Source organism: Pseudoalteromonas sp. UBA2102, assembly GCF_002331165.1.
In the GTDB taxonomy this organism is placed as follows: Bacteria; Pseudomonadota; Gammaproteobacteria; order Enterobacterales; family Alteromonadaceae; genus Pseudoalteromonas; species Pseudoalteromonas atlantica.
Window position 1 is genome coordinate 1 of the sequence record NZ_DCYU01000118.1, and the last position, 6,478, is coordinate 6,478.

7 protein-coding genes and 1 tRNA gene are annotated in these 6,478 nt (G+C 40.1%); all 8 read left to right on the forward strand.

All coding sequences use genetic code 11. The features are described 5' to 3' along the window. Positions 1 to 133: Holliday junction DNA helicase RuvB C-terminal domain-containing protein (locus B2R65_RS15915; RefSeq protein ID WP_286744292.1), on the forward strand; the 133-nt coding region annotated here is incomplete at its 5' end. Positions 134 to 1,409: 1,276 nt separating this feature from the next. Then, positions 1,410 to 2,114 (forward strand): protein TolQ, encoded by a 705-nt coding sequence (gene tolQ, locus B2R65_RS15920; RefSeq protein ID WP_004587273.1) that lies wholly within the window; start codon positions 1,410 to 1,412, stop codon positions 2,112 to 2,114. Continuing rightward, positions 2,101 to 2,532: a protein TolR gene (tolR, locus tag B2R65_RS15925; protein WP_004587274.1), complete on the forward strand. Its 432-nt coding sequence runs from the start codon at positions 2,101 to 2,103 to the stop codon at positions 2,530 to 2,532. Before tolQ ends, tolR begins: the two co-directional genes overlap by 14 nt. Before the next feature lie 4 nt (positions 2,533 to 2,536). Further along, positions 2,537 to 3,463, forward strand: a complete 927-nt coding sequence (gene tolA, locus B2R65_RS15930) for a cell envelope integrity protein TolA (RefSeq protein WP_055016261.1) — start codon at positions 2,537 to 2,539, stop codon at positions 3,461 to 3,463. Positions 3,464 to 3,472: 9 nt separating this feature from the next. Continuing rightward, a complete protein-coding gene (gene tolB, locus B2R65_RS15935) occupies positions 3,473 to 4,831 on the forward strand; it encodes a Tol-Pal system beta propeller repeat protein TolB (RefSeq protein WP_055016262.1) in 1,359 nt (452 codons plus the stop codon). Positions 4,832 to 4,866: 35 nt separating this feature from the next. Further along, complete coding sequence (gene pal / locus B2R65_RS15940; protein WP_004587277.1) at positions 4,867 to 5,409, forward strand: peptidoglycan-associated lipoprotein Pal; 543 nt, start codon at positions 4,867 to 4,869, stop codon at positions 5,407 to 5,409. A gap of 13 nt (positions 5,410 to 5,422) precedes the next feature. Next, the gene (gene ybgF, locus B2R65_RS15945) at positions 5,423 to 6,172 is read left to right on the forward strand and encodes a tol-pal system protein YbgF (RefSeq protein ID WP_004587278.1); all 750 of its coding nucleotides are present in this window, start codon (positions 5,423 to 5,425) and stop codon (positions 6,170 to 6,172) included. 219 nt (positions 6,173 to 6,391) lie between these two features. Then, positions 6,392 to 6,467, forward strand: a tRNA-Lys gene (locus tag B2R65_RS15950). Positions 6,468 to 6,478: the final 11 nt, after the last annotated feature.

Sequence of the window (6,478 nt, forward strand, 5' to 3'; positions counted from 1 at the left end):
AGAAAAAGAAACCATTGAAGATGTAATAGAGCCTTTTTTAATTCAGCAAGGTTTTATACAGCGCACACCGCGCGGGCGAATTGTATCTGACAATGCGTATCATCACTTTGGTTTACTCCCAAAACAAGATTAACCCCTCTTTAGCCTGTTACAGTAAATGTAGCGGGCTACTTCCTCTGTTAAATGTAATACCAATTTGCAATAACACTTAATCATTTTGCGAGGCAAACGTGTCGCTACCTGCGTTAAAAACTCTCATTTACGACTGAATGCAAAAGGTAGAGCAGTACAGGAGCAATTGCCAAGAACAACTAAATAGGAATTTTTTGCCTAGCTATCAACACGTTTTTCCAGCCTCAACTTAGCTCACTTAATTAAGAAAATTAGTATAATTTTTTAAAACTTACTCAGCTTTCATCCACTTTGTTGCAAATGTAACCAATAAATTAAAATCGTTTTGTAATTCACTTAACGTTAAGACTGGCGTGGCTATGCTGCGTACCATTAAAACCAGTTAGCTTTAAAGCAGTAGCAACATAAGAGATTAGACGTGGCGCTAATTGTGTTAATAAGTTTTACCTTGTTATAAACATGCTTTTTACTGAAAGTAGATAATTTAAAGATACGAACGGGTAAAAAAGATAGTAAATACACCGTTGGCAATTAAACAGATTGTTTAATTTATACCGGTTATATGCCAAGTTGGCGGTAAAATTTAGGCAAAAAAAAGCCCGCATATAATGCGGGCAAACAACAAGTTGAAGGAAGTAATCCAGGGAACTACGTTTTACTTAATCAGGTTTTATCCAAAAAGAGTAAAACAATGTAATACGATTAAAAATCCTATTACTAAGAACTTGGCTTAATGAAAAATGTTTCATTCAGTGCGTAAGCTCGGTATGGGAGAATAATACGGAATAAGCATTTTTTGTTCAAACTAGAAAATTTAAAATTTCAGATAAGAAAAACTAATCTGATGAATTTTTTTGTTGTTCGAAACTTGTACGTTAATTATTCGTTAACTTTATAAGTGTCTGAAAATTAATAAATAACTGGTCTGAGCTGTATTGTTACAGTATTAGTTATATTAGTACATGCAAAGTGGCGTGAATTACTTTTGCGTGCTTATGCACTTTTTATGAATAAACGGTGCGTTTTATTAAGTTTAGTGCGTATATTTACGCACTTTTGTAGTATTAAGTTGTGTTTTACTAAACGCGGTAGTCGCGTTTTAGAAACAAACAAGCGATTAAGCGTATGTTTAACGTTTTTTGTTGCCAATTCATAGCAATATCGTTGTCAGTAAACCCTTGACTCGATACACTAGATGCAACTTATGGCCGTTACAATGGTCTTATTTACACAAAATAACCAAATTGACGTTTTTTGAAATTATTTAGGAGTTTAACGTGGGATCAGGGCTTAATTTTTTAGATCTAATTCTAGAAGCCAGTTTGCTTGTGCAGTTAGTAATGTTAGCGCTAGTAGCAATGTCTGTTATGTCATGGGCAATTATTTTTCAGCGCAAAAAAGCAATTAGCGACGCCTTGTCTGATGCAAAAAAATTCGAACAAAAATTTTGGTCAGGTATCGACTTAAGCAAACTATACAACGAAATCTCATCACGTAGCGGTCAATCTCATGGTATTGAAGCGTTATTTACATCAGGCTTTAAAGAGTTTGCACGCCATAAAAAGAACACCTTTCAAAGTGCAGGCATTGTAATGGAAGGTACGCATCGCTCAATGCGTGTGGCACTGTCGCGTGAAATCGAAAAACTAGAATCGAGCTTATCGTTTTTAGCGACAGTGGGTTCGATTAGTCCGTATATCGGCTTATTCGGAACGGTGTGGGGTATTATGAATGCCTTTATTGCACTTGGTGAAGTGAAGCAAGCAACATTACAAATGGTAGCGCCAGGTATTGCTGAGGCACTTATTGCAACGGCAATGGGCTTATTTGCGGCTATTCCGGCTGTTATTGCGTATAACCGCTTTGCTAATAAAGTTGAAAAACTAGAATCACACTACATCAACTTTATGGAAGAATTTGCCAATATTTTACACCGTCAAGCAGCTACCCAAATAGAGGCTAAAGCGAATGTATCAGCGTAAGAAGCGCCGTCCGGTCGCAGAAATTAATGTAGTACCTTACATTGATGTAATGTTGGTATTGCTAATTATATTTATGGCAACAGCACCGCTTATTACTCACGGTGTAAAAGTTGATTTACCAAAAATGGAAGAGTCGGATTTAGTTGATACTAAAGACACGCCACCCATTATTGCCTCAATTGACTCGGCAGGTAAGTACTATGTAAGCATAGGGACTGATCCAGAAGAGCCAATGGAAGCACTTGATGTGGCCGCGGTTATTAAGCTTCAGCTAATGAAAAACCCTGATGTACCAGTAATGATCAAAGGCTCTGGTAAGGTTTCTTACCAAGAAGTGTTGTTATTAATGGACTTTTTAAAGAATGCTGGCGTACCATCTGTGGGTTTAATGACAGAATCCTTTGAGGGGACACAGTAGTAACATGAATAGTTCTATAATCAAGTCAGTACTTTTACATTTAGGTTTAGGGGGCTTTTTGTGGGCAACTGCAAATATACACCCACCGGCACCTAAAGTAATGGAAGTGACTCTTAATTCGGCTATTCCTGAGCCTGATAATGCAGTGTCTGCGGTCACTGTAGATCAAAAGCAAGTTGAGCAAAAAATTGCCGAGTTGCAAAAAAAAGAAGACGCTAAAAAACGTGCTGAAGATAAGCGCATACGCGACTTAGAGCGCAGAGCCGCCAATGCACGTAAACAACGTGAAGCCGAAGCCCGTAATATTAAAAAGCTAGAGCAACAGCGCAAAGCAAAAGAGAAAGAAAAAGCACAAGCTGAGGCTGAAGCTAAAAAAGCGCGTGAAATTGAACAAAAAGAACGTGCTAAGGCAAAACAAGCCGAAAAGCAAAAGCAAGAGGCTGAAAATGCAGCCAAAGCGGCTGCAGATAAGCGTAAAGCAGAAGAAGAGGCACTGAAAAAAGCCGAAGCAGAGCGTAAAAAACGTGAAGCAGAAGCCAAAGCGCGTGCCAAAGAAGCCGAACGCAAACGTCAGCAAGCGCTGCAAGAGCAAATGTTACAAGAACAACTTGCAAAAGAGCAGGCTGCACGTAGTAAAATACGCCAACAGCAAGTAGTAAGCGAAGTTGATAAGTATAGAGCCTTAATTATGGCGCGTATTCAGCAAAACTTACTGATTGATGAAAAAATGAAAAATCAACAGTGCCGAGTAAATATTCGTCTTGGGTTTAATGGTTTAGTAACGCAGGTTAAATCGTTAGGGGGTGATAAGTTAGTGTGTGAAGCAGCACTTAGAGCTGTGCGCATGGCCGACACATTACCTGTATCTAAAGACAAAGATGTATTCGAGCAACTTAAGAATATTAATTTAACAATCAAGCCAGAATTTTAAAGGAATGATATGTTCAGCAAAATTAAAATAGCCTTTGTAGTTATATTATTAGGGTTTCAGGGTGTGGCAAATGCGGCACTTGAAATTGTAATAACTGAAGGTGTAGACGGCGCACGTCCTATTGCCATCGTGCCTTTTAAATACAATGGTGTTGGCCCAATTCCGCAAAAATTGAGCGATGTTATTGCTGCCGATTTAATGCGCAGTGGTAAGTTTAAACCGGTAGATGTAGCACAAATGCCGCAACTTCCTAATAAAGATGGCGATATAGACTACGCAGCTTGGGTAAACCAAGGTGTAGAAGCGGTTGTCGTTGGCGAAGTTGATCAGCAAACTGATGGGCGTTACCTAGTACGCTACGAATTGGTAGATGTGATCCGTGGGCAAATTACCGGCGGCCAAACGCAAATGATGAGCAACGGTAAACTTGTAAAAAGCCAAGACCACATTTTAGAAGCACGTGAAAGCGTAATTGGTGAAAGTGGCTTTCGCCGTTACTCACACCGCATAAGCGATGTAGTCTACGAAAAGCTAACCGGTGAAAAAGGCGCGTTTTTAACTAAAATTGCGTATGTAATTGTACGCGAAGATCAACCAAAACCTTACCAGTTAGTGGTTGCCGACTACGATGGCTTTAACGAGCAAGTGTTATTGCGCTCAAAAGAGCCGTTAATGTCACCAGCTTGGTCACCAGATGGTACTAAGCTTGCGTATGTAACGTTCGAAAACCGCCAAAGCCAAATTTACATTCAAGATCTCTACTCAGGTAAGCGTGAACTGATTACAAGCTACCGTGGTATTAACGGTGCGCCGCAGTTTTCACCAGATGGCAAAAAAATGTTATTGGTGCTTTCTAAAGATAAAACAGGTGCAACCGAAGTATATGTTTTAGATTTAGCAACACGTAAAGAAACACGCCTTACACGCCACCGTAGTATAGATACTGAACCATCTTGGTACCCAAATGGCCAGGATATTGTGTTTACATCTGAAAGGGGTGGTAATGCCCAGATTTATAAGTTAAATTTAAGAACTGGTAGGTCACAACGATTGACCTTCGACGGCGATATGAACCTAGCGGGTTCTATAACGCCAGACAGTAAAGAATTAGTGATGGTTAACCGTACCAACGGGCAGTACCATCTTGCTAAGAAAGAGCTGGCTACGGGCGCGTTTCAAGTATTAACGCGAACTCGCCTTGATGAATCACCGAGCATAGCGCCAAACGGTTCGATGATCATATATAGCACGCTTCATAATAATAAACAGGTACTCGCGCTGGTATCGATGGACGGTCGCTTTAAAGCACGTTTACCCGTGCTAGACGGACAAGTAAAGGCACCAGCTTGGTCGCCATATTTACAGTAATATTTGCTGGTTTACTCAAAATAGGAATCTACTCAATGCAACTTAACAAAGTACTTAAAGGCCTGCTAATCGCTGTGCCAGTAATGACATTAGCCGCTTGTAGCTCATCTTCAGATATTGATGAAGGCGCAGCTAACCAATCAAACCAAAGTGCAGTTGAGCAATCAACAAACACGGACACAGTTGAAGTAGCAACAATTTCACCTGAACAACAAGCAGAAGAGCAACTTCGTCAAAAGTATGAAGCGCTTCGTCAAGAGCAAATCATTTACTTTGACTTCGACAAAGCAACTGTTGAGAACAAGTACGCAGAATTACTTCGCGCACATGCTGAGTTTTTAGTTCAAAACCCTTCAGTAAAAGTATTAATTGAAGGTCACGCTGATGAGCGCGGTACGCCTGAGTACAACATTGCACTAGGTGAGCATCGTGGCCAAGCTGTAGAAAAATACCTACAAAGCTTAGGTGTTTCTGCTAGCCAAATGTCAGTAGTTAGCTACGGTGAAGAGAAACCAATGGTTAAATCTCGCACTGAGTCAGCTTTCGCTAAAAACCGCCGTGCGGTACTAGTTTACTAAGATAAGAGATATTATGAAGCCGAAAATTATTTTGGCAGCCATGATATTGAGCGGGAGCACCCAAGTTTTGGCTGCTCCCGCTCCTGTTTCAGAAGCTGCAAGTTCACAGTCGAGCATAGAGAAGCGTTTAGCATCACTAGAAAACATGATGCAGTCGCGAAACTTATTACAAGTTGAATTACAGCAACAACTTAACCTGCTTCAAGATGAAGTAAGCCAAATTCGCGGTGTTACTGAAGAGCAAAGTTATAAACTTGAAAAAGTACTTCAGCGCCAGCGTGAGCTTTATCAAGAAATAGAAAACCGCGTAAGCCAAGCGTATACACAACCTGCTGCTGCGCCTGCAACCGATTACACGCAATCGAGTGACGCACAAACCTATAGTAGTGACTTATCTGAAAACGAGGCGTATGAGCGTGCAGTAGCGCTAATAATGAAAGATAAACGCTACGACCAAGCTATTCCTGAGTTTCAAACATTTTTAACAACCTATCCTAATTCTGTGTATGCCTCTAATGCACATTATTGGCTTGGGCAGTTGCTAACCATTAAAAATGATGGTGTAAAAGCAAGTGAGCATTTTAAAGTGGTGGTTAATGAGTTTCCTAACTCAAACAAACGACCAGATGCCATGTTAAAATTAGGCACGCTTTTACAAGAGCAAGGCCTAAATCAAGAGGCACAAAAAATATTGGGTGATCTAATTAACCAATATCCAAGTACAACTGCTGCAAAACTTGCAACCGAGCGTTTAGCTAATTAGGGCGCATTTAAGCAGTGTATTTAAAGCTCAAACTACATAGAAATACTCGGCGAATCTTGTATTTGCATGTAGTTTGAGCACAAACGCTTTAATTTTGCTCACCTAGGCATAAAAACTGAAAAAAAGAGACATTTTCGGTTGCACTCATTTTATAAATAAGTATTATAAGCGCCCGCAGCAAACGAATGGTTACCCCACTCAAAATGCGGCAAAAAGAGCGGGTCATTAGCTCAGTTGGTAGAGCAGTGGACTTTTAATCCATTGGTCGATGGTTCAAGTCCATCATGACCCACCATTCTTTATTAA

Coding starts and splice junctions, on each gene's coding strand:
- ybgF (WP_004587278.1), top strand. CDS start 5,423: ATGAAGCCGAAAATTATTTTGGCAGCCATGATATTGAGCGGGAGCACC.
- tolB (WP_055016262.1), top strand. CDS start 3,473: ATGTTCAGCAAAATTAAAATAGCCTTTGTAGTTATATTATTAGGGTTT.
- tolR (WP_004587274.1), top strand. CDS start 2,101: ATGTATCAGCGTAAGAAGCGCCGTCCGGTCGCAGAAATTAATGTAGTA.
- tolA (WP_055016261.1), top strand. CDS start 2,537: ATGAATAGTTCTATAATCAAGTCAGTACTTTTACATTTAGGTTTAGGG.
- pal (WP_004587277.1), top strand. CDS start 4,867: ATGCAACTTAACAAAGTACTTAAAGGCCTGCTAATCGCTGTGCCAGTA.